Here is a 20,838-nt window from a genome sequence, read left to right as displayed (position 1 = left end):
TGTGGGAGTGAGCTTGCTCACGATGAGGCCAATATGTTCGCCGGAGAGATATCGCCTGCTCGACACACACCTGGCAACCCCACAAATCCCTTGTAGGAGCGCGGCTTGTCCCGCGATCTGGCACGCAGCGGCAGCAGAATCAGATGACGGGGTATGTCAGGCAGACTGCATGGCCGGGCTTTACGACGACTTCGTCGCCGATCGCGGGACAAGCCACGCTCCTACGGGCAGTGCATCAAGCCTTCGCGGACAAGCTCCCAAAGGTTTTGTGCTTGGCCCAATACCAGGCGACGCCGCAGAAATCGTGTAGGAGTGAGCTTGCTCGCGATAATCCGCCAGACGATACGAGTGTGTCGGATGTACCAACGCCATCGCCTGCAAGCTCACTCCTACAGAAAAGGCGAGCGCTGCTTACATGCCTTTGACGGCGTAGATCCCGGCCGCGTTGCGCCAGTAGCCTTTGTAGTCCATGCCGTAGCCGAAGATGTAGCGGTCGATGCATGGCAAGCCGACAAAATCGGCCTTCAGGTCAGGTCGCGCCTTGCGGTCGTGATCCTTGTCGATCAACACGGCGGTGTGCACAGCGCGGGCGCCGGCGTGTTTGCAGAAGTCGATGATCGCGCCCAGGGTGTGACCTTCGTCGAGAATGTCATCGATGATCAGCACGTCGCGATCAATGAAGGACACTTCAGGCTTGGCCTTCCAGAACAGCTCGCCGCCGCTGGTCTCGTTGCGATAACGCGTGGCGTGCAGGTAGGACGCTTCCAGCGGGAAGTTCAGATGCGTCAGCAATTTGCCAGCGAAAATCAGACCGCCGTTCATCACGCAGAAGACGACCGGATTGCGATCGGCCAGCACGCTGTTGATTTGCTCACCAACGCGAGCGATGGACGCCTCGACTTCGTCGTTCGTGTACAGGCAGTCAGCCTCGTGCATGACTTGACGGATATGCTCGAGATCAGCGGACATGACGCTCTCCAGGGGGGCAGTGTAAGGAAAAGCGGGCAAAGGTACGCATGAGCCAAGTCCAGGGCAAGCTTTTCTGGACTAACGTTGCACAAGCGTCCCATTAATGTACGAAACCTGACTTGACCAAAGGGTCTGCTCCCGTCTCATCAAGGTCGTGCCCGGCCCGCGATGAGACAGAAGCAGACCCTGAGACAAGTTACAGCTGAATAGATTAATCTAAGCCGTTTTTTTTGCCCGCCCGCTGGAGCCTTCCCCTTATGCCCATTCGTGAGATCCGCCACCCGCTGATCCGTCACAAGCTCGGCCTTATGCGCCGTGCCGATATCAGCACCAAGAACTTTCGTGAACTGGCTCAGGAAGTCGGCGCATTGCTGACCTACGAAGCGACCAAGGACCTGCCGCTGGAAACCTACGACATTCAGGGTTGGGCCGGCACCGTTCAGGTCGAAAAGATCGCAGGCAAGAAAATCACCGTCGTGCCGATTCTGCGCGCGGGCATCGGCATGCTGGAAGGCGTGCTCAGTCTGATCCCAGGCGCCAAGGTCAGTGCAGTGGGCGTCGCACGCAACGAGGAAACCCTCGAAGCGCACACCTATCTGGAAAAGCTTGCCCCTGAAATCGACCAGCGCCTGGCGCTGATCATCGACCCGATGCTGGCGACCGGCGGATCGATGGTCGCCACCATCGATCTGCTGAAAAAAGCCGGCTGCCGCGATATCCGCGCCATGGTCCTGGTCGCCGCGCCGGAAGGCATCGCCATCGTTGAGAAGGCTCATCCCGACGTGAACATTTACACCGCCTCCATCGATCAACGCCTCAACGAACACGGTTACATCATTCCGGGTCTGGGCGATGCCGGCGACAAGATTTTCGGCACCAAGCAAAAGGACGCCTGATGAAGCAGGATGAGTTCAACGATCCACTGTGGCGTACCGTACTGTCGGGCGCCCAAATGCTCTTCGTGGCGTTCGGCGCGCTGGTGCTGATGCCGCTGATCACCGGGCTCGATCCCAACGTCGCGCTGTTCACCGCAGGCCTTGGCACGCTGTGCTTTCAGCTGGTGACTGGCCGTCAAGTGCCCGTTTTTCTGGCGTCGAGCTTTGCATTCATCACCCCGATCATTCTTGCCAAGGGTCAGTTCGGTCTGGCCGCGACCATGGGCGGCGTGATGGCGGCCGGTTTCGTCTACACCTTCCTGGGCCTCGCGGTAAAAATCAAAGGCACCGGTTTCATCGATCGCTTGCTGCCGCCGGTGGTCATTGGCCCGGTGGTCATCTCGATCGGCCTGGCGATGGCACCCATTGCCGCCAACATGGCCATGGGCCGTACCGGCGATGGTGCCGCCGAGCTGATTCCGTACCACACTGCGATCATCATTTCGATGGCTGCGCTGCTGACCACCTTGATCGTCGCGGTGTTCGGCAAAGGCATTTTCCGGCTGGTGCCGATCATTTCGGGCGTACTGGTGGGCTTTGCGCTGTCGTTTTACTTCGGCGTGGTGGACGTGGCGAAAATCGCTGCGGCGCCATGGCTGGACATCCCGCACTTCACGGCGCCTGAGTTCAACTGGCAAGCGATCCTGTTCATCGTTCCGGTGGCGCTGGCGCCGGCCATCGAGCACATCGGTGGCGTGATCGCCGTGGGCAGCGTGACGGGCCGCGACTACCTGAAGAAGCCAGGCCTGCATCGGACCCTGCTCGGCGACGGCATCGCAACGACGGTCGCCGGTGCGTTCGGCGGCCCGCCCAACACGACGTACGCCGAAGTCACGGGCGCAGTGATGCTGACCAAGAACTACAACCCGAAAATCATGACCTGGGCGGCGATCTTCGCCATCTCCCTGGCGTTCATCGGCAAGTTCGGGGCTCTGCTGCAGAGCATCCCGGTGCCGGTCATGGGCGGGATTCTGTGCCTGCTGTTCGGTTCCATCGCAGCGGTCGGCATGAATACGCTGATCCGCCACAAGGTTGATCTGGCCGAAGCGCGCAATCTGGTGATCGTGTCGGTAACCCTGGTGTTCGGCATCGGCGGCGTGCTGATCGGCACCGGCAACGGCCCCGACGATTTCGGCATGAAAGGCATCGCGCTGTGCGCCGTCACGGCGATCCTGCTGAACCTGATTCTGCCGGGCAACGACGGCTGGAAGAACAAGCATCTGGATGACCAGTTGCCGTAACGTCGGCCGGCCAGTGAAAAACGGCGCGCCATTCACTGGCGCGCCGTTTTTTTATGCCCGATTGCTGCTCCCCGCGCCACTACGTTTGCTCATCGCGAGCCCGCGCACTGCCTGCACGCAAGCCTAGACATTCATCGCCGGCGCCCGCTCACACAACGTATTCAGAGCCTTGGCCCAGTTCGGGTCGTCGTTGAGGCAAGGGATCAGCACCAGCTCCTCGCCTCCGGCCTCCTTGAACTGTTCGGCGCCGCGATCGCCGATCTCTTCCAGCGTTTCGATGCAGTCGGCCACGAACGCCGGGCACATCACCAGCAGCTTCTTCACGCCCTGCCCTGCCAACTCGGCCAAGTGCGCCTCGGTGTAAGGTTCGATCCACTTGGCCCGGCCCAGACGCGATTGAAACGACACCGACCATTTGCCATCCGGGATGCCCATTCGCTTGGCGAACTCGGCTGACGAACGCATGCACTGCGCGCGATAGCAGACTGCAAGAACCTCTGGTGTCGCGGTCTCACAGCAGTTGCCGTTCTTGAAACAGTGACTGCCCGTCGGGTCGAGCTTGGTGATGTGCCGCTCGGGCAGGCCATGAAAGCTCAGCAGCAGATGATCGTAATCCTGCGTCAGGTGCGGCCTCACGCTTTCGACCAGCGCATCGAGGTATTCGGGCTGATTGAAAAACGGCGGCAGTAGCGCGAGTTCGAAATCGAGTTTCTGCTCGCGAATGACTCGCCGGGCTTCCTCGACCACGGTCGTGACCGTGCTGTCCGCGAACTGTGGATAGAGGGGCGCAAGGGTGACTTTCCTGATGCCCTGAGAGGCCAGCCGGGTCAGCACAGTGCCGATCGATGGCTCGCCGTAACGCATGGCCAGCTCGACCGGGCCCTGAGTCCACTCCCGGGTCATCGCCTGTTGCAGGCGCTTGCTCAGCACCACCAGCGGCGAGCCCTCCTCCCACCAGATCGAAGCGTAAGCGTGAGCCGACTGCTCCGGACGTTTGATGAGAATCAGCGAGACGAGCAAGCGGCGCACCGGCCACGGCAGATCGATCACGTAAGGGTCCATCAGGAACTGATTGAGATAGCGACGCACATCGGCGACTTCGGTAGACGCAGGAGAACCCAGATTTACCAGCAATAATGCGTGATCGGTCATGCAACACCTTGATGTCAGTGGCGGCCTGAAAGTTGTTCGAGGGCCGCGCGCAGATCGGTGAATCGGAAAGTGAAACCTGCTTGTAGCAGGCGACCGGGGCGGGCACGCTGGCCGCCCAGGAGCAATATCGACAACTCGCCCAGCAGCAGGCGTAACGCAACTGCGGGCATAGGCATGAAGGCCGGGCGGTGCAGGATCGCGGCCAGTGTCTTGGCGAAATCGCGATTGCGCACCGGTGATGGCGCACAGGCATTATAGGGACCTTGGGCGTCGTCCCGGTTCAACAGAAAATCAATCGCCGCGATTTGATCGTCGATATGAACCCACGGCATCCATTGCCGTCCGTTCCCGATCGGGCCGCCCATGCCCAGTTTGAACGGCGGCAGAAGCCGCTGCAGCATGCCGCCCTCGCTGGCCAGGACCAGACCGGTGCGCAGCAGTACGACGCGAATGCCCAGCGCTTCGGCACGCTGGGCGGTTTCTTCCCAGGCAATGCACAGTCGGCTGGCGAAATCCTCGCTGACCGGCGCGCACGTTTCGTCCAGCTCGCGTTCGCCGCCATCGCCGTACCAGCCCACTGCCGAGCCGGAAATCAGCACCGCAGGTTTCTGCTCACGCCGCTCGAGCCAGGTCACGAGCTGTTCGGTCAACGTGATCCGGCTGTCCCAGAGGAGCATTTTGCGCTTGCGGGTCCAGGGCCTGTCGGCGATCGGCGCGCCCGCCAGATTGACCACGGCATCGACCTGCTGCGCGCCCAGATCGTCCGGATGGGCAATGCCCCGAACACCAGCCCCGCACAGCCTTGGCACCTCATCGGGCCTGCGGCTCCACACCGTCAATTGGTGGCCCAGATCGAGCCAATGTCGACACAGACGACGACCTATCAACCCTGTACCGCCGGTCAGCAAGATGTGCATGAGTGAGTTCCTCGCGTGGCGTTCGTCGCAAATCGGTAGTCTATTTCTTCACAAACAACGCGCTTGTGAACGAAGCGAACAGTTGAACCATAGGCCACGCTATAGAGAACGGTCTTGCTGACGCGGTTCGATTTATCCGTTCGGAGGGTTGAACGATTCGGGTGAAGCGTCAGACTCAACATTGAGGCTTGAGCAAGGCCATCGTCCTGAACGTCGAAGGACGACAAGTTATACCGAAAAACAGCATTGTACAGGTTTTAACTACGGCGTAGTCTGTGCAGACAAGGTAACGAGGCCCCTATGACTGTACCTATCGCAATCATCGGTACCGGTATCGCCGGACTCTCTGCTGCCCGCGCATTGCAAGCCGCCGGGCATGCCATCCACCTTTTCGACAAGAGCCGCGGCAGCGGCGGAAGGATGTCCAGCAAGCGCAGCGATGCAGGCGCGCTGGACATGGGCGCGCAGTACTTCACCGCACGCGACCGCCGCTTCGCCGCCGCCGTTCAGCAATGGCAGGCGCAAGGCCACGTCGCCGAATGGGCACCTGTGCTGTATAACTATCACGGCGCAAAACTGAGCCTGTCGCCCGACGAGCAAGTGCGCTGGGTGGGCACGCCGCGCATGAGCGCGATCACGCGGGCCATGCTCGGCGACATGCCGGTCACGTTTTCCTGCCGTATCACTGAAGTCTTTCATGGCGAGCAACACTGGAACCTGCTGGATGCCGATGGCCGCAGTCACGGCCCGTTCAGCCAGGTGGTGATTGCCATTCCAGCCCCCCAGGCAACCACGCTGTTGGCTGCCGCGCCAAAGCTGGCAAGCGTGGTGGCCGGTGTGAAGATGGAGCCGACATGGGCGGTGGCGCTGGCGTTCGACACGCCGCTGGATACCCCGCTGGAAGGCTGTTTCGTGCAGGACAGCCCGATCGACTGGCTCGCCCGTAATCGCAGCAAACCGGGGCGCGACAATAAGCTGGACACCTGGATTCTGCATGCGACCAGCGCCTGGAGCCGTCAGCATCTGGACATGCCGAAAGAAGAGGTCATCGACCATCTGCACGGCGCGTTCGCCGAGCTGATCAACTGCGCGGTCCCGGCACCGGCTTTCACGCTGGCGCATCGCTGGCTCTACGCACGACCTGCCGGAGGTCGCGAAGTCGGCGCGCTGTCCGATCCTGATCTGGGCCTATATGTGTGTGGCGACTGGTGCTTGTCGGGCCGCGTCGAAGGCGCATGGCTCAGCGGTCAGGAAGCAGCCCGTCGCTTGCTTGAACACCTGAAGTGAATCGCCTGAATCCGCAAAAGCTGCTGCTGTCGAAATGGACAGCAGCCCATCCCCAGAACCGCGAAAAGCACTTCCTGGTCACTGAACTGTTCCGTGACGAAGAAGGCACCGTGCTTGAGATCGAACTGCAGGCCGTGCTGACCAAACGCGGCGAACGAATGGCATGGCAGGCGTTGACCGACGATCAGAGCTGGCGAATGGGATGGAAGTAGCTTCAACCTTGTACAAATGATTTGACTTGTACAACCGCAAACCTATGATGAACAAATATTGTACAGGCATTACTTTCTGTACAAGTCGCTTATCGAGGTTTTGCCATGTCTGCTGTATCCGATCCATTACCGGAACATGCATCAAAGCCCAAGCTCGGCGTCAGTGCCTGCCTGATGGGCGTCGAAGTCCGGTATAACGGCGGGCATAAAGAATCCCACCTGCTGACGCGCGCGCTCAGTGAACACTTCGACTTCGTTCCTGCGTGTCCTGAGGTGGCCATCGGCATGGGAATCCCCCGCGAAGCCATTCGCCTGGTCGGCGATCCGGAAAACCCGCAAGCCGTCGGCACCGTTCACACCGATATGAATGTCACCCAGGCGCTGGCCGACTACGGCGAACACATGGCGCAGGAAATGGATGATATCTGCGGGTACATTTTCATGCAGAAATCTCCGTCTTGCGGCCTGGAAAGGGTGAAGGTCTACCGCGATAACGGTGCGCCCTTCGACGCAGGCGGACGCGGTATTTACGCTCAGGCGTTTTGTGCCCGACATCCGGATCTGCCGGTCGAGGAAGATGGCCGCCTCAACGACCCGGTGCTGCGCGAGAACTTCATTACGCGCGTGTTCGCCTACGCCGCCTGGCAACAGGTGCTCAAGGGCGGCATCACGCGACGCGCGCTCACCGAGTTCCACTCGCGCTACAAATATCAGCTCATGGCCAACGACCCTATCCAGTACAAAGTGCTGGGCAACCTGTTGGGCAACATGGGCCGTAACGATCCCGGCGAAATCGCGCCGCGTTATTTCTCTCAGTTGATGGCCGCTCTGAAAAAGCCCGCCACACGTCGCACTCATACCAACGTGTTGCAGCATTTGTGCGGGTACCTGCGCCAGACTATCAGCGCCTCGGACAAGAAAGAAATCCAGGCCGTCATCAACCAGTACCACCAGGGCATCGTGCCTCTGGTCGTGCCACTGACACTGCTCAAGCACCATTTCCGTCAACACCCGGACCCTTACATCGCGCTACAGGTTTACCTGCAACCGCATCCGGAAAACCTAAGCCTGCGCAACGCGATCTGACACATGAAAAACAACCATTCGGAAACACTGGACAATGACCCGCAGGCGTACGCCAGCGCGCTCGAAGAAGGCTGGCTGCCGATTCGCGAAGTCGCGCGCCTGACGGGCGTCAATGCGGTCACCCTGCGCGCCTGGGAGCGACGCTACGGGCTGATCGTGCCTCATCGCACGCCAAAGGGGCATCGGCTCTACAGCACCGCACACGTGGATCGTGTGCTGGCGATCCTGACCTGGCTCAACCGCGGCGTATCGGTCAGTCAGGTCAAACAGCTCATCGATGAGAAAGAAGCGCCGCCGCCCAATCCGGAAAACGATTGGGATCAGTTGCGTCAGAGTTTGCAGGACGCCATCACCGCGCTTGCAGAGCGTCGGCTGGACGACACGTTGAACCGTGCAATGTCGCTGTATCCGCCGCGCACGTTGTGTGAGCAGTTGCTGTTGCCGCTGCTCGCCTCGCTTGAACAACGCTGGCAGGGCCAATTCGGCGCGCAGCTGGAACGCGTGTTCTTTTATTCCTGGCTGCGCAGCAAATTCGGCGCCCGGCTTTACCACAACAACCGGCAGGTCAATGGGGCGCCGTTGCTGCTGGTCAACCAGTCCGATCTGCCGCTGGAGCCTCACGTATGGCTGACCGCCTGGCTGTTGAGCAGCACCGATTGCCCCGTGGAAGTCTTCGACTGGCCGTTGCCTGCCGGTGAACTGGCCCTCGCTTGCGAGTACCTCAAGCCGCGCGCGGTGCTGCTGTATTCGAGCAAGTCGCTGAATGTGGCGCAGTTGCCTCGGCTGCTTCAGAACATCGAGTGCTCGACGTTGATTATTGGCCCCACGGTGCGCATCCATTCGGCCGAGTTATCCGTATCTGCCAGTGAGATCGCCGGACTGACGCTCGCTGAAGACCCGTTGACCGCCCAGACCGCGCTGCAGCATCTCGGGCTCATCTAGGACACGACCATGCAATTGATATGGCTGCGCAGCGATTTGCGCGTACACGACAATACTGCCCTGAGCGCGGCCATGGAGCTGGGCCCTACGCTGGCCGTGTACATGATCAGTCCGGGCCAGTGGCTGAGCCATGACGATGCCGCCTGCAAGGTGGATTTCTGGCTGCGCAACCTCGTCGAGCTCAAAAAGGCGCTGGCCGCCCTCAAGGTGCCGCTGCTGATCGTTCATGCCGACACCTGGAAACATGCGCCCAAAGCTCTGCTCGATGTGTGCAGGCAACACGGGATCGAGCAGGTCCATGTCAACGATGAATATGGCGTCAATGAGACCGCCCGCGATCGCAACGTCGAAGCCGAGCTGGACAAACACGGCATCGGCTTCAGGCGCTATCTCGATCAGCTGTTTTTCCAGCCCGGCAGCGTGCTGACCAAAAGCGGCAACTACTTCAAGGTCTTCACCCAGTTCCGCAAGGTGTGCTACGGGCGCCTGCATTACTCCATGCCGGCGCTCGTACGCCTGCCGAAAGCGCAGCAGCCCGTCTCGGTCAAAAGCGACGAGATTCCGACGCACGTGAAGGGGTTCGCTACCCCGCCCGACGCGCTGCGCAAACGGTGGCCGGCAGGCGAGGATGAAGCCCGCAAGCGTCTGGAGCAGTTCACTGATGAGCAGGTGCATTACTATCAGGACGAGCGCGATTTTCCAGCCAAACCGGGCACCAGCCAGCTGTCGGCCTACCTGGCCGCTGGCGTCGTGTCACCCCGTCAATGCCTGCACGCGGCCCTGCGCAGCAACAACGGCGAGTTCGAAAGCGGAAACACCGGTTCAGTGACCTGGATCAACGAGCTGATCTGGCGTGAGTTCTATAAACACGTGCTGGTGGGTTTTCCGCGCGTTTCCCGCCATCGCGCGTTCCGTCCGGAAACCGAGGCGCTGAACTGGCGCCAGGCGCCCAAGGATCTGGAGGCCTGGCAGCAAGGTCGGACGGGGTTGCCGATTGTCGATGCAGCCATGCGCCAATTGCTCGAAACCGGCTGGATGCACAACCGCCTGCGCATGGTGGTGGCGATGTTCCTGACCAAAAACCTGTTGATCGACTGGCGCGAAGGCGAGCGCTTTTTCATGCAGCACCTGATCGACGGTGATCTGGCGGCAAACAATGGTGGCTGGCAGTGGAGTTCGTCGACTGGCACCGACTCATCGCCCTATTTCCGGATCTTCAATGCCATCAGCCAGTCCGAACGGTTCGATCCTGACGGCCGCTTCATCAAAACCTGGATACCAGAGCTCGCAGAGCTGAACAAGCGCGACATTCATAACCCGGCATCGCTGGGCGGACTGTTCGGCGTCGAGGGTTATCCGGCGCCAATCGTCGACCTGAAGTCGAGCCGCGAGCGAGCGCTTCAGGCCTTCAAATCATTGCCGCACCGACAAGCAGAGACTCAGGACCATGAGTGAATTCCTGCGCGACTATGCCCGGCGCTTTGCGGCGCTGAACAAAGACAACCTTGAGCACTTGGGCGAACTGTACGCGGACGATATCGCGTTCGCCGACCCCATGCGCAAGGCCCAAGGTCTGGCAGAAGTGCGCAGGTATTTCGCCGAGCTTTACGCCAACGTCAGTGATCTGCAGTTTGAATTCCACGCCTTCGACCAGGTGCGCGAAGGCAAGGGCTATGTGCGCTGGACCAGGGCCTACTGCCATCCTCGCCTCAACCAGGGCGAACCGATTGCCGTCCAGGGGTGCTCGCATTTGTTGTGGGCAGAAAACAAAGTCTTTCAGCACCGCGACTTCTTCGACGCAGGCGCGTTGCTGTATGAACACTTGCCCGTCATGGGCCGGATGATTCGCTGGCTCAAACGGAGGCTGGCATGAAACGTCGCATCTGGCTGACAGGCGCCAGCAGCGGCATGGGGCTGGCCCTTGCCGAAGAGCTGTTGAACGCCGGGCATCGGGTTGCGTTGACGGCGCGCAATGTCCAGCCGCTCGAAGCGCTGGATCAACGCTTCCCGCGTCAGGTGCTGCTGGCCCCCGGCGACATCAGTGAACCGAACGACGTCACGGCCATCGGCGAGCGCATCGGCCAGGTCTGGGGCGCCGTAGACACGGTCATCCTCAACGCAGGCACGTGCGAATACATCGACGCCAGCCGTTTCGATGCGCGAACCGTCGAGCGCGTGGTGAAGACCAACCTGATCGCGACCTCCTATTGCATTCAGGAAGCGCTGATTCTGTTGCGCCTGAGCGAGGCACCGCACCTGGTCGGCGTCGCCAGTTCGCTGGCGTTGTTGCCCCTTGCACGCTCGGAAGCCTACGGGGCATCGAAAGCAGGCTTGCGGTATCTGCTGCAATCGCTGCGCATCGACCTGGCGCGCGAAGGCATCGACGTCACGATCATCAGCCCCGGCGTCATCGACACGCAACACACGCAGACGAGCCACTTTCCGATGTCGATGCGCTGGTCCGCGCCAAAAGCCGCGCGCTACATTGCCAGCCGGCTCGTGAAAAAACGTCGACCGCTGGAAATTGCCTTTCCGCTGCCGCTGGTGCTGACACTGAAACTCCTCGCACTGCTGCCTGAACGTGTTCAGCTCACCTTGGGCAAACGCATGATGCGCGATGCCGATGAGGGCGAGCGCGCGTCGTAAATCGTCATTCTTACCCTGTCTGGACCTGCGGACGCGATGGCGGCCATCAAGACCAAGCCTGAGTCATGGCGCCCTCAAGGAGATCCCCCTGCAAGCCACGTCCGTCAGACTGACCACCGGTCTGCTGTGCGCTGCTTTACACTGCCGCCCATGACTGCCATCCCCGTGCTTCAAATCCCTGCCGATCCTGTCGTCACCTGCTCAACCTGCGCGGCGTGCTGCTGCCAACTGGAAGTGATGCTGATCACCGACACCGGCGTACCCGAGCGTTTCATCGACACTGACGATTGGGGCGGTGAAGTGATGCTGCGCCTGGATGACGGCTGGTGCGCCGCGCTCGATCGCGACACGATGATGTGCACGATCTATGACAGACGTCCGTTGATCTGCAGAGAATTCGAGATGGGTGCGCCCGAGTGCATCACCGAGCGGGAAGGGATTGCAACGGCGTATCTGTGAGTGTCACGGATCCGCAAGGGTTGCAGGCACTGTGGGAGTGAGTTCGCTCGCGAAGGCTGACGCAGCAGACGCTGCATCCTTTGCGGATGCACCCGCGTCAGCCAACCGACTCCCACAGCTCGACGAGCCGCAGCGATGGATCGCTTAGAACGGCATCGTGTAGTGAATGGCGTAGCTTTCGATACCGTCGTTGTTGGTGGTCATGCCGCCGTTGGAGTAGTGAGTGGCACGCAGGCCGACTTCATGTCCACCAGCAAAGCGCAGACCGAAGCCCAGACGGTCTTCGAACTGGAACGCGCTGCCCAGTTTGTTGCCTTCAACTTCCGTGCGCTGGAATACAGCAGCACCGATACCTGCCTCGATATACGGCTTGACGCTATCGCCGGCAAATTCGTAAACGAAGACAGGCGAGAAAGACAGGCTGTTGTTGCTCGAGTTTTTGTCGCCTTCCCAATAGGTGTAAGCACCGCTCCAGTAACCGGTCAGACGACCGACGCCGGTTTGCCACCAGCTCTTATCCCAATCAAATTGCGCGCCCAAGCGATAAGTCATGGTCGATTCGCCGGTCTGCCCCACCGAAAACTCAACCCCATCAGCTTGTGCGATTGCACTTTGCCCCGTTAAAGCGGCCGCAATCGCAGCCAAACAAAACAGTCGCTTCATCTGAAACATCCCATTTTCGAGTGCAGTTAGAAAAATTTTTATATCAACAGACGTGCTGTAGAAATCCGGCGCTGAACATTAGTTCAGCGGCAAACAGTGCTATTCACGTTTTTTTCACGAAACGAAGCTTCGCACACTGTCAGATTTTTTCCAGAGTAACGGTAGGATGTTTCTGAAATTTTCTGGATCACCGCTCGTCCAGAATTGTGTGGGATGACTTGCCCCAGTCGCCAGCAGGTCACGCTGACTGAGCAAACGCTGCAATTGGCGGGCAACCGCAGCGCCGGTGTCGATCAGGGAAATGGACGCCGGAATCATCTCGCGCAGCAGCGGTTTAAGAAATGGATAGTGGGTGCAGCCGAGGATGATCGTGTCGCAACCAGCGGCCAGCAAAGGCTCGACGTAGCTGTGCAGCAGTTGTCGGATGTGCGCGCTGGCGAGGTCTCCGGTCTCGATCAGTTCGACCAGGCCGGGGCACGGTTGCGTGACGACCTGCACGTCGGCTGCGAACCGATCCAGCAGCGCGGCAAATTTTGCGCTCTGTAACGTGCCGGTCGTCGCCAGCACACCGACCACGCCGCTGCGAGTGGCTGCGGCGGCTGGTTTGACCGCGGGCTCCATGCCGACGATCGGCCAGTCCGGGTAGCGCTCGCGCAGGTCCGCTACGCCGGCGACCGTTGCGGTGTTGCAGGCCAGCACCAGCGCCTTGGCGCCCTTCTCGCGAAAGAACTCGGCGATCGCCACACAGCGACGACGAATGAATTCGGGGGTTTTCTCGCCATACGGAATGTGCCCGCAATCGGCGACGTAAAGCAGCGATTCCCTCGGCAACAACTGATGGATTTCGCCCAGCACCGACAGGCCGCCGACGCCTGAGTCGAACACGCCTACCGGGGCGTCGCTGTCTCTGTTCATACGCGACCGTTCATTGGCGAGCGCTGCCGCAGACGCTGCAGTCCGGATCGCGTTTGACTTTGAGCTCTCGGAATCGAGTGCTCAGGGCATCGATCAACAGCAGGCGGCCGACCAGCGGCTCGCCAAATTCGGCCAGCACCTTCAGGGCCTCAAGCGCTTGCAGGCTGCCGACCAATCCGACCAGCGGCCCGATCACGCCAGCCTCGCTGCAGGTGAGTTCACTTTCGCTGCCGTGCCCATAGAGGCAGTGGTAGCACGGGCTCTCGGCGCGACGCGGATCAAATACCGACAGCTGCCCTTCAAGGCGAATGGCGGCGCCGCTTACCAGAGGCTTGCCCGCCGCAACGCACGCAGCGTTGACGGCCTCGCGCGTTGAAAAGTTGTCGGAACAATCGAGCACCACATCGACGGCCTCAACGGCAGCTGCGAGCGAATCCGAATCCAGCGCAGCGCGATGAGCGACCAGTCGAACCTGCGGATTGATCGCCGTCAGCCGGTTCATGGCCGAATCGACTTTGCCCTGACCGACGCTCTGAGTGTCATGAATGATCTGGCGTTGCAGATTGGTCAGATCGACGCTGTCAAAATCCGCCAGATGCAGTTCGCCAACGCCGGCAGCCGCCAGGTACAGCGCGACCGGCGAACCGAGCCCGCCCATGCCGACGATCAGCGCGCGGCTCTGTTTGAGGCGCAACTGACCGTCGATATCCACCTGCTGCAAGAGAATCTGCCGGCTGTAGCGCAGCAGTTCGTCGTCAGTCAGCACGGCACGCGTCCAAAGGTAATGCGTTCATGCTCCCCCAGATCCCGACGTGTCTGGATCTGCTCGAAACCGTGGCTGTGCAGAAGATCGCGTACCGCCGGGCCCTGATCGTAGCCATGTTCCAGCAGCAACCAACCCCCCGGTTCCAGATGCTCTGGCGCCTGCGAGACGATCAGGCGCAGATCGTCCAGGCCGTCCGTGCCGGACACCAGCGCGCTGCTAGGCTCGAAACGCACGTCGCCCTCGACCAGATGCGGGTCATTGGAGGCTATATATGGAGGGTTGCTCAGGATCAGGTCGAATCGCTGACCTTGCACGGCGCTGAACCAATGGCTGCTCAGCACAGTGGCGTTGTCCAGATGCAGTCGCTGGCGATTTCGCTCCGCCAGCTCGACGGCTTCATCCACCCGATCCACTGCAGTGACGGACCACTGCGGACGATCCTTGGCCAGCGACAGCGCGATGGCGCCGGTGCCGGTGCCTAGATCGAGCAAGCGATGCGGGATCGGGCCAGGCAGCAACTCCAATGCGGTTTCCACCAGCATTTCGGTTTCCGGACGTGGAATCAATGTGTGCGTGGCGACTTCAAGGTCGATGTTCCAGAAGCCCTGCTGACCCAGGATGTAGGCCACCGGCTCACCGGTTCGTCGGCGTTGCAGATAGCCGTCGAACGTCTGTGCCGCTTCAGTGCTGACGATACGCTCGGGCCAGGTGTGCAGGAAACTGCGCGGCTTGCCCAAGGCAGCCGCCAGCAGCAGTTCGACATCCAGACGCGCTGTCGGAGAGTCCGGCAGTTCGGCGCTTCTTAACAAGCTGGCGATGATGGTCATTTACTCACCCAGTGCCGCAAGTTGATCTGCCTGATACTCGGCAAGTAACGGCTCTATCACTGCATCGACTCCGCCGGCCAAAACTTCATCCAGCGAGTACAGCGTCAGATTAACGCGATGGTCCGTCACTCGTCCCTGTGGAAAATTGTACGTGCGAATGCGTTCGGAACGATCGCCGGAACCCACCAGCAATTTGCGTTCACTGGCGATGGCATTGGCGGCGGCGGCCGTCTGCTGGTCGTTGAGCTTGGCCGACAGCCAGGCCATCGCGCGGGCGCGGTTCTTGTGCTGAGAGCGCTCTTCCTGACATTCCACCACGATACCGGTGGGCAAGTGCGTGATGCGGATCGCCGAGTCGGTCTTGTTGACGTGCTGACCACCGGCACCCGAGGAGCGATAGGTGTCGACGCGCAGGTCGGCGGGGTTGATCTCGATCGCCTGCTGCTCATCGGGCTCAGGCAGCACCGCCACGGTACAGGCCGAAGTGTGAATACGGCCCTGGGATTCGGTTTCCGGCACACGCTGCACACGGTGCGCGCCGGATTCGAACTTCAGCTTGCCGTAGACGTTGTCGCCCTCGACCCGCGCGATGACTTCCTTGAAGCCGCCATGCTCGCCTTCGTTCTCGGAAAGAATCTCCACCCGCCAGCCGCGACGCTCGGCATACCGCGAATACATGCGGAACAGGTCGCCCGAAAAAATGGCCGCTTCGTCGCCGCCGGTGCCGGCGCGGATTTCCAGAAACACGTTACGACCGTCGTTCGGGTCCTTGGGCAACAGCATCTTTTGCAGTTCGCCTTCGAGCACCAGCAACTGATCCTTGGCCTCGCGCACTTCTTCGACGGCCATTTCACGCATGTCAGGATCACTGTCCTTGAGCAAGGCCTGAGCGCCTTCAAGATCGCTCTGCACTTTTTGCAGTTGCTTGTACGCCTGGATCACTGGCTCGACTTCCGCATACTCGCGCGAGTAAGCACGGAACCTGGTCTGATCGGAAATGACTTCCGCATCACCCAGCAGCGCGGTCAATTCCTCGAAACGGTCGCTGAGCACGTCCAGCTTATTGAGCAGTGAAGCTTTCATTGCGGGGGTTTATCCGTGGAGCCCTCGTTGAGGGCAAAGAGTTCCTGGGCCATGGCCAACGCATCGACGCGGCCTTCGGCGGACAGCTTTTTCAATTGCACGCTTGGCGCATGCATGAGTTTGTTGGTCAGGCCACGGGCCAGCGCCATCAACACATCCTCGGCATTGCTGCCGTTGGCCAACATGCGCTGGGCCTTCTGCAGTTCTTCGTCGCGCAGACGCTCGCTTTGCTGGCGGTAGGCCTTGAGCACATCGACCGCCGCCAGTTCGCGCAGGCGCGACATGAAATCGTCGACACCCAGGCTGACCAGTTCCTCGGCGGCCAAGGCTGCGCCCTGACGACTTTTGAGGTTCTCCGCGACGACTTCATGCAGATCGTCGACGGTATACAGGTAAACGTCGTCCAGCTCACCGACTTCAGGCTCGATATCGCGCGGCACGGCGATGTCGACCATGAAGATCGGCTTGTGCTTGCGCAGTTTCAGCGCACTTTCCACCGCGCCCTTGCCCAGAATGGGCAGCTGGCTGGCAGTGGAACTGATGACGATGTCGCTGTTGACCAGCTCGGCCGGAATGTCGGCCAGCAGCACCGCATGCGCCCCGAACTCTTCAGCCAGAATGCTTGCGCGCTCCAGCGTGCGGTTGGCGACCACGATACGCTTGACCCCCAGATCGTGCAGGTGCCGGGCGACCAGCGTGATGGTCTCGCCTGCCCCGATCAGCAATGCCTGACTGCGTTGCAGATCGCTGAAGATCTGCTTGGCCAGGCTGACCGCGGCAAATGCCACCGAGACCGGGTTTTCGCCAATGGCGGTGTCGGTCCGCACCTGTTTGGCGGCACTGAACGTCGCCTGGAACAATCGGCCGAGCAAGGGGCCGACGGTGCCGGCCTCTCGGGCCACGGCGTAGGCGGATTTCATCTGGCCGAGAATCTGCGGCTCGCCCAGCACCAGTGAATCGAGCCCCGACGCCACGCGCATCATATGGCGCACGGCCGCGTCGTCTTCATGGACATAGGCGCTGGCGCGCAGCTCATCGATATTGAGATGGTGATAATCGGCCAGCCAGCGCAGCACGACCTCGGCGGTCAGCTGGTCCTGCTCTATATAGAGCTCGCTGCGGTTGCAGGTCGAGAGGATGGCCGCTTCGCGACTTTGAGTCAGGCGGCAGAGCTGCTGCAATGCCTCAACCAGCTGCTCAGGCGTAAATGCCACGCGCTCGCGGACATCCACTGATGCAGTCTTATGGTTGATACCCAGAGCAAGAAAGGCCATTCAAGGTCGCTGATGGTGACGTGAAGCCGGCAATTGTCCTACTTCAATAGATTCAGGACAACCACCGCAAGAGATTCAGAACGTCCGGGAGAGTCTATTGTCCCTATAGTGATCCGCATTACAGCGCTGCGCGTGCGGCAAATTGTCCGGGCGCACGCTGTAGATTGAGGGTCTTTAGATTTCGCGCGGGCTGTGGGTTTGCTCCCTGCCTTGTGTCATGATGCTTCCAAACCGCAGGTAAGCCGCCCTCTCTTCTATATGAATAAATCCTCCGCGTTGTTCTTTGCCCTTGTCGTTCTTGGTGGCTGTCAGTCTACGGCCTCTGTTTCTACGGAGCCCGCTGCTCCGGCGAAAGAAGCGACCCCCGCACCTGAAGCCAAGCCCCAGGTTTACGGCTCGTTCACCCAGGAAACCGTCGTCAGCCTGCTGACCGCCGAGCTGGCCGGGCAACGTAACCGTTTCGACATCGCGCTGGACAACTACGTGACCCAGGCCATCCAGACCCAGGATCCGGGGATCTCCGAGCGCGCTTTCCGCATTGCCGAGTACCTGGGCGCCGATCAGGCTGCACTGGACACCTCGATGATCTGGGCGAAGAACGATCCGGCCAATCTCGAAGCCCAGCGCGCCGCCGCCATCCAGCTGGCACGCGCCGGACGCTACGACGACTCCATGCGCTACATGGAAAAGGTGTTGCAGGGTCAGGGCGACACGCATTTCGACTTCCTCGCGCTGTCAGCGGCGGAAACCGACTCCAATACGCGCAAGGGGCTGATCGCAAGCTTCGATCGCCTGCTGGTCAAGTACCCGAAAAACGGTCAACTGATTTTTGGCAAAGCGCTGCTGCTGCAGCAGGAAGGCGATAGCGCGGCGTCGCTCAAGCTCCTTGAAGACAACCCGCCCGGCGAGGGCGAAGTGGCGCCGATTCTTCTCCACGCGCGGCTGCTGCAGAGCATGAACCGTGGCAAGGAAGCGATTCCGCTGCTGGAAAAAAGCATCAAGAAATACCCTGACGACAAACGCCTGCGCCTGACCTACGCACGCATGCTGGTCGAACAGAACCGCATGGAAGACGCCAAGGTGCAGTTCTCGAGTCTGGTTCAGCAGTACCCGGACGACGACGAATTGCGCTATTCGCTGGCGCTGGTCTGCCTTGAAAACAAGGCGTGGGACGAAGCCCAGGGTTACCTGGAAGACCTCGTAGCACGCGGCAGTCATGTCGATTCGGCGCACGTGAACCTGGGCCGCATCTACGAAGAACGCAACGACCCGCAGAACGCGCTCGGCGAATACGCCCAGGTGGGACCTGGCAATGACTATCTGCCCGCGCAACTGCGCCAGGCCGATATTCTGATGAGCAATGGCAATACGGCCGAAGCCTCCAAGCGTCTGGCTCAGGCCCGCGCAGATCAGCCCGATTACGCGATTCAGCTGTACCTGATCGAAGCCGAAACCCTGACCAACAACAACCAGAGCGATCGTGGCTGGCAGGTGTTGGGGACAGCGCTCAAGCAATACCCGGACGACCTCAACCTGCTGTACACCCGCGCCATGCTGGCCGAAAAACGCAATGATCTTCAGCAGATGGAGACTGATCTGCGAGCCATTCTCAAGCGTGAGCCTGACAACGCCATGGCGCTGAACGCCCTGGGCTATACGCTCTCCGACCGCACTACCCGGTACGCCGAAGCCAAGGAACTGATCGAACGCGCGCACCAGCTCAATCCGGAAGATCCTGCCGTGCTCGACAGCCTGGGCTGGGTCAATTATCGCCTCGGCAATCTCGACGAGGCCGAACGCCTGCTGCGCGAGGCGCTCGAGCGCTTCCCCGATCACGAAGTCGCCGCACACCTGGGTGAAGTCCTGTGGGCCAAGGGCCAACAGCGCGAAGCACGCAAAATCTGGGGCAAGGCCCTCGAACAGCAACCTGACAGCCCGGTTCTGCGCAGCACCCTCAAACGCCTGACCGGCTCCGAGACTCTTTGAATTTATGTTATTGCGCCACGTAGTCGTATTCAGCCTCATTGCCCTGCTCGCCGGTTGCGCCGGCGTCACTTCCCGCGAAGCCGTGCAAGGTCAGGGCAACGCCAGCCAGTGGCGTGTGAACAAAGAACAGCTGAGCAGCCTGGATGGCTGGCAGATCAACGGTAAAGTCGGCATTCGTGCGCCCAAGGACTCCGGCAGCGGCACGCTGTTCTGGCTGCAACGTCAGGATTACTACGACATTCGCCTTTCGGGTCCGCTGGGCCGTGGCGCGGCCCGCCTGACGGGTCGCCCCGGTGCCGTGTCGCTGGAAGTCGCCAATCAGGGTCGCTACGACGCGCCCGATCCCGAAACATTGCTCAAAGATCAACTGGGCTGGCAATTGCCGGTTTCGCATCTGGTCTGGTGGGTTCGCGGCCTGCCGGCGCCTGACAGCAAAAGCCGCCTGACGCTGGACGGTGACAGTCGCTTGTCCGGCCTAGAGCAAGATGGCTGGCAGATCGAATACCTGAGCTACACCGAACAGAACGGCTACACGCTACCCGAGCGCATGAAACTGCACGGCCAGGATCTGGATGTCACGCTGGTCATCAAGGACTGGCAACCACGCAAACTGGGACAGTGAACATGGCGCACCCCCTGCTCACGCTGCCGGCTCCCGCCAAACTCAATCTCATGCTGCATATCACCGGGCGCCGCCCCGATGGCTATCACGAGCTGCAGACGATTTTTCAGTTTCTCGACTACGGCGATGAACTGAGTTTTGCACTTCGCGAGGACGGAGAAATCCGTTTGCAGACCGAGATTGCCGACGTGCCTCACGACAGCAATCTCATCGTCAAGGCCGCACGCGCCCTCAAGGAACAATCGGGCTGCACGCTGGGCGTCGACATCTGGCTGAAAAAAATCCTGCCCATGGGCGGCGGCATCGGCGGCGGAAGCTCAGATGCGGCCACCACGCTGCTGGGTCTGAATCACCTCTGGAAGCTGGGCTGGGATGAAGATCGCCTGGCGGCGCTGGGCCTCAAGCTTGGGGCTGACGTCCCGGTTTTCGTCCGTGGATTCGCCGCTTTTGCCGAGGGCGTGGGCGAGATACTGACGCCTGTGACCCCCGAAGAACCGTGGTATCTCGTACTTGTGCCGCAAGTATCTGTAAGTACAGCAGAAATTTTTTCAGATCCACTGTTGACACGTGACACTGCGCCCATTAAAGTGCGCCCCGTTCCCAAGGGAAACAGTCGAAACGACTGCTTACCGGTTGTAGCAAGGCGTTATCCAGATGTACGTAACGCTTTGAATTTGCTAGGTAAATTTACCGAAGCAAAATTAACCGGAACTGGAAGTTGTGTGTTTGGGGCCTTCCCAAACAAAGCTGAAGCTGATAAAGTCTCGGCCCTTCTTACAGAGACCCTTACAGGGTTTGTAGCAAAAGGCAGCAACAGCTCGATGTTGCACCGAAAGTTACAGACACTGCTCTAAGA

The 20,838-nt window shown here is 60.4% G+C and carries 22 protein-coding genes; 13 read left to right on the top strand and 9 right to left on the bottom strand.

Going from position 1 to position 20,838, the window contains the following annotated elements; translation table 11 throughout:
- Window positions 1–411: 411 nt before the first annotated feature.
- Complete coding sequence (locus QRN36_RS19615; protein WP_285425591.1) at window positions 412–969, bottom strand: hypoxanthine-guanine phosphoribosyltransferase; 558 nt, start codon at window positions 967–969, stop codon at window positions 412–414.
- A 257-nt stretch (window positions 970–1,226) separates the two neighbouring features.
- Here QRN36_RS19615 and upp point away from each other — a divergent pair, with 257 nt between their 5' ends.
- Window positions 1,227–1,865 carry a uracil phosphoribosyltransferase gene (gene upp, locus QRN36_RS19610; RefSeq protein WP_081565524.1) on the top strand — a complete coding sequence of 213 codons (639 nt, stop codon included), beginning with the start codon at window positions 1,227–1,229 and terminating at the stop codon, window positions 1,863–1,865.
- Complete coding sequence (locus tag QRN36_RS19605; protein ID WP_285425590.1) at window positions 1,865–3,145, top strand: uracil-xanthine permease family protein; 1,281 nt, start codon at window positions 1,865–1,867, stop codon at window positions 3,143–3,145. Before upp ends, QRN36_RS19605 begins: the two co-directional genes overlap by 1 nt.
- A gap of 123 nt (window positions 3,146–3,268) precedes the next feature.
- Here QRN36_RS19605 and hemH read toward each other — a convergent pair whose 3' ends face one another.
- Window positions 3,269–4,297, bottom strand: coding sequence for a ferrochelatase (gene hemH, locus QRN36_RS19600; protein WP_285425589.1), 1,029 nt, complete (start codon window positions 4,295–4,297; stop codon window positions 3,269–3,271).
- 14 nt (window positions 4,298–4,311) lie between these two features.
- Window positions 4,312–5,214, bottom strand: a complete 903-nt coding sequence (locus tag QRN36_RS19595; RefSeq protein ID WP_285425588.1) for a TIGR01777 family oxidoreductase — start codon at window positions 5,212–5,214, stop codon at window positions 4,312–4,314.
- A gap of 300 nt (window positions 5,215–5,514) precedes the next feature.
- Between QRN36_RS19595 and QRN36_RS19590 the strand changes: the two genes are divergently transcribed.
- The 8 genes from QRN36_RS19590 (at window position 5,515) to QRN36_RS19555 (ending at window position 11,846) form a co-directional block, all read left to right on the top strand.
- Entirely contained in the window at window positions 5,515–6,501 is a 987-nt protein-coding gene (locus QRN36_RS19590; RefSeq protein WP_285425587.1) for an NAD(P)/FAD-dependent oxidoreductase, read from the top strand.
- A complete protein-coding gene (locus QRN36_RS19585) occupies window positions 6,498–6,713 on the top strand; it encodes a TIGR02450 family Trp-rich protein (RefSeq protein WP_285425586.1) in 216 nt (71 codons plus the stop codon). Before QRN36_RS19590 ends, QRN36_RS19585 begins: the two co-directional genes overlap by 4 nt.
- A gap of 105 nt (window positions 6,714–6,818) precedes the next feature.
- Window positions 6,819–7,799, top strand: a complete 981-nt coding sequence (locus QRN36_RS19580; protein ID WP_285425585.1) for a DUF523 and DUF1722 domain-containing protein — start codon at window positions 6,819–6,821, stop codon at window positions 7,797–7,799.
- Window positions 7,800–7,802: 3 nt separating this feature from the next.
- Window positions 7,803–8,741 carry a MerR family transcriptional regulator gene (locus QRN36_RS19575; protein WP_285425584.1) on the top strand — a complete coding sequence of 313 codons (939 nt, stop codon included), beginning with the start codon at window positions 7,803–7,805 and terminating at the stop codon, window positions 8,739–8,741.
- 9 nt (window positions 8,742–8,750) lie between these two features.
- The gene (gene phrB, locus QRN36_RS19570) at window positions 8,751–10,196 is read left to right on the top strand and encodes a deoxyribodipyrimidine photo-lyase (protein ID WP_285425583.1); all 1,446 of its coding nucleotides are present in this window, start codon (window positions 8,751–8,753) and stop codon (window positions 10,194–10,196) included.
- Window positions 10,189–10,614: a nuclear transport factor 2 family protein gene (locus QRN36_RS19565; protein ID WP_285425582.1), complete on the top strand. Its 426-nt coding sequence runs from the start codon at window positions 10,189–10,191 to the stop codon at window positions 10,612–10,614. The genes phrB and QRN36_RS19565 overlap by 8 nt, the downstream gene beginning before the upstream one ends.
- Window positions 10,611–11,387, top strand: a complete 777-nt coding sequence (locus tag QRN36_RS19560) for an SDR family oxidoreductase (RefSeq protein ID WP_285425581.1) — start codon at window positions 10,611–10,613, stop codon at window positions 11,385–11,387. Before QRN36_RS19565 ends, QRN36_RS19560 begins: the two co-directional genes overlap by 4 nt.
- A 150-nt stretch (window positions 11,388–11,537) precedes the next feature.
- Complete coding sequence (locus QRN36_RS19555) at window positions 11,538–11,846, top strand: YkgJ family cysteine cluster protein (RefSeq protein WP_093462371.1); 309 nt, start codon at window positions 11,538–11,540, stop codon at window positions 11,844–11,846.
- A gap of 144 nt (window positions 11,847–11,990) precedes the next feature.
- Here the strand turns inward: QRN36_RS19555 and QRN36_RS19550 are convergent, their stop codons facing one another.
- The 6 genes from QRN36_RS19550 to hemA form a co-directional block, all read right to left on the bottom strand.
- A complete protein-coding gene (locus tag QRN36_RS19550; RefSeq protein WP_093462609.1) occupies window positions 11,991–12,509 on the bottom strand; it encodes an acyloxyacyl hydrolase in 519 nt (172 codons plus the stop codon).
- Between the two features lie 114 nt (window positions 12,510–12,623).
- A complete protein-coding gene (gene murI, locus QRN36_RS19545; RefSeq protein ID WP_285425580.1) occupies window positions 12,624–13,424 on the bottom strand; it encodes a glutamate racemase in 801 nt (266 codons plus the stop codon).
- Between the two features lie 10 nt (window positions 13,425–13,434).
- A complete protein-coding gene (locus QRN36_RS19540) occupies window positions 13,435–14,190 on the bottom strand; it encodes a molybdopterin-synthase adenylyltransferase MoeB (RefSeq protein ID WP_285425579.1) in 756 nt (251 codons plus the stop codon).
- Complete coding sequence (gene prmC, locus QRN36_RS19535; protein ID WP_285425578.1) at window positions 14,184–15,017, bottom strand: peptide chain release factor N(5)-glutamine methyltransferase; 834 nt, start codon at window positions 15,015–15,017, stop codon at window positions 14,184–14,186. The genes QRN36_RS19540 and prmC overlap by 7 nt, the downstream gene beginning before the upstream one ends.
- Window positions 15,018–16,100, bottom strand: coding sequence for a peptide chain release factor 1 (prfA, locus tag QRN36_RS19530; RefSeq protein ID WP_285425577.1), 1,083 nt, complete (start codon window positions 16,098–16,100; stop codon window positions 15,018–15,020).
- Window positions 16,097–17,374, bottom strand: a complete 1,278-nt coding sequence (hemA, locus tag QRN36_RS19525; protein WP_285425576.1) for a glutamyl-tRNA reductase — start codon at window positions 17,372–17,374, stop codon at window positions 16,097–16,099. The genes prfA and hemA overlap by 4 nt, the downstream gene beginning before the upstream one ends.
- Window positions 17,375–17,632: 258 nt before the next feature.
- Between hemA and QRN36_RS19520 the strand changes: the two genes are divergently transcribed.
- From QRN36_RS19520 to ispE, 3 genes are read left to right on the top strand one after another with little or no spacing between them, the layout of a single operon-like run.
- Window positions 17,633–19,360: a tetratricopeptide repeat protein gene (locus tag QRN36_RS19520; RefSeq protein ID WP_285425575.1), complete on the top strand. Its 1,728-nt coding sequence runs from the start codon at window positions 17,633–17,635 to the stop codon at window positions 19,358–19,360.
- 4 nt (window positions 19,361–19,364) lie between these two features.
- Window positions 19,365–19,982 (top strand): lipoprotein insertase outer membrane protein LolB, encoded by a 618-nt coding sequence (gene lolB / locus QRN36_RS19515; protein WP_093462386.1) that lies wholly within the window; start codon window positions 19,365–19,367, stop codon window positions 19,980–19,982.
- Window positions 19,983–19,984: 2 nt separating this feature from the next.
- Complete coding sequence (gene ispE, locus QRN36_RS19510) at window positions 19,985–20,836, top strand: 4-(cytidine 5'-diphospho)-2-C-methyl-D-erythritol kinase (RefSeq protein ID WP_285425574.1); 852 nt, start codon at window positions 19,985–19,987, stop codon at window positions 20,834–20,836.
- The last annotated feature ends 2 nt before the right edge of the window (window positions 20,837–20,838 follow it).

Origin of the sequence: Pseudomonas sp. efr-133-TYG-103a (assembly GCF_030209235.1) — a bacterium.
Lineage (GTDB): Bacteria > Pseudomonadota > Gammaproteobacteria > Pseudomonadales > Pseudomonadaceae > Aquipseudomonas.
Note: the sequence above shows the minus strand (reverse complement) of the source record. Positions and strands in the feature narration are given on the sequence as shown.

Excerpts from the sequence above, each read along its gene's own strand:
- hemH (WP_285425589.1), bottom strand. The coding sequence starts at position 4,297 with ATGACCGATCACGCATTATTGCTGGTAAATCTGGGTTCTCCTGCGTCT.
- QRN36_RS19615 (WP_285425591.1), bottom strand. The coding sequence starts at position 969 with ATGTCCGCTGATCTCGAGCATATCCGTCAAGTCATGCACGAGGCTGAC.
- QRN36_RS19565 (WP_285425582.1), top strand. The coding sequence starts at position 10,189 with ATGAGTGAATTCCTGCGCGACTATGCCCGGCGCTTTGCGGCGCTGAAC.
- prmC (WP_285425578.1), bottom strand. The coding sequence starts at position 15,017 with ATGACCATCATCGCCAGCTTGTTAAGAAGCGCCGAACTGCCGGACTCT.
- QRN36_RS19555 (WP_093462371.1), top strand. The coding sequence starts at position 11,538 with ATGACTGCCATCCCCGTGCTTCAAATCCCTGCCGATCCTGTCGTCACC.
- phrB (WP_285425583.1), top strand. The coding sequence starts at position 8,751 with ATGCAATTGATATGGCTGCGCAGCGATTTGCGCGTACACGACAATACT.
- lolB (WP_093462386.1), top strand. The coding sequence starts at position 19,365 with ATGTTATTGCGCCACGTAGTCGTATTCAGCCTCATTGCCCTGCTCGCC.
- upp (WP_081565524.1), top strand. The coding sequence starts at position 1,227 with ATGCCCATTCGTGAGATCCGCCACCCGCTGATCCGTCACAAGCTCGGC.
- hemA (WP_285425576.1), bottom strand. The coding sequence starts at position 17,374 with ATGGCCTTTCTTGCTCTGGGTATCAACCATAAGACTGCATCAGTGGAT.
- ispE (WP_285425574.1), top strand. The coding sequence starts at position 19,985 with ATGGCGCACCCCCTGCTCACGCTGCCGGCTCCCGCCAAACTCAATCTC.
- QRN36_RS19520 (WP_285425575.1), top strand. The coding sequence starts at position 17,633 with ATGAATAAATCCTCCGCGTTGTTCTTTGCCCTTGTCGTTCTTGGTGGC.
- QRN36_RS19595 (WP_285425588.1), bottom strand. The coding sequence starts at position 5,214 with ATGCACATCTTGCTGACCGGCGGTACAGGGTTGATAGGTCGTCGTCTG.
- QRN36_RS19590 (WP_285425587.1), top strand. The coding sequence starts at position 5,515 with ATGACTGTACCTATCGCAATCATCGGTACCGGTATCGCCGGACTCTCT.
- prfA (WP_285425577.1), bottom strand. The coding sequence starts at position 16,100 with ATGAAAGCTTCACTGCTCAATAAGCTGGACGTGCTCAGCGACCGTTTC.
- QRN36_RS19580 (WP_285425585.1), top strand. The coding sequence starts at position 6,819 with ATGTCTGCTGTATCCGATCCATTACCGGAACATGCATCAAAGCCCAAG.
- QRN36_RS19560 (WP_285425581.1), top strand. The coding sequence starts at position 10,611 with ATGAAACGTCGCATCTGGCTGACAGGCGCCAGCAGCGGCATGGGGCTG.
- QRN36_RS19550 (WP_093462609.1), bottom strand. The coding sequence starts at position 12,509 with ATGAAGCGACTGTTTTGTTTGGCTGCGATTGCGGCCGCTTTAACGGGG.
- QRN36_RS19605 (WP_285425590.1), top strand. The coding sequence starts at position 1,865 with ATGAAGCAGGATGAGTTCAACGATCCACTGTGGCGTACCGTACTGTCG.
- murI (WP_285425580.1), bottom strand. The coding sequence starts at position 13,424 with ATGAACAGAGACAGCGACGCCCCGGTAGGCGTGTTCGACTCAGGCGTC.
- QRN36_RS19575 (WP_285425584.1), top strand. The coding sequence starts at position 7,803 with ATGAAAAACAACCATTCGGAAACACTGGACAATGACCCGCAGGCGTAC.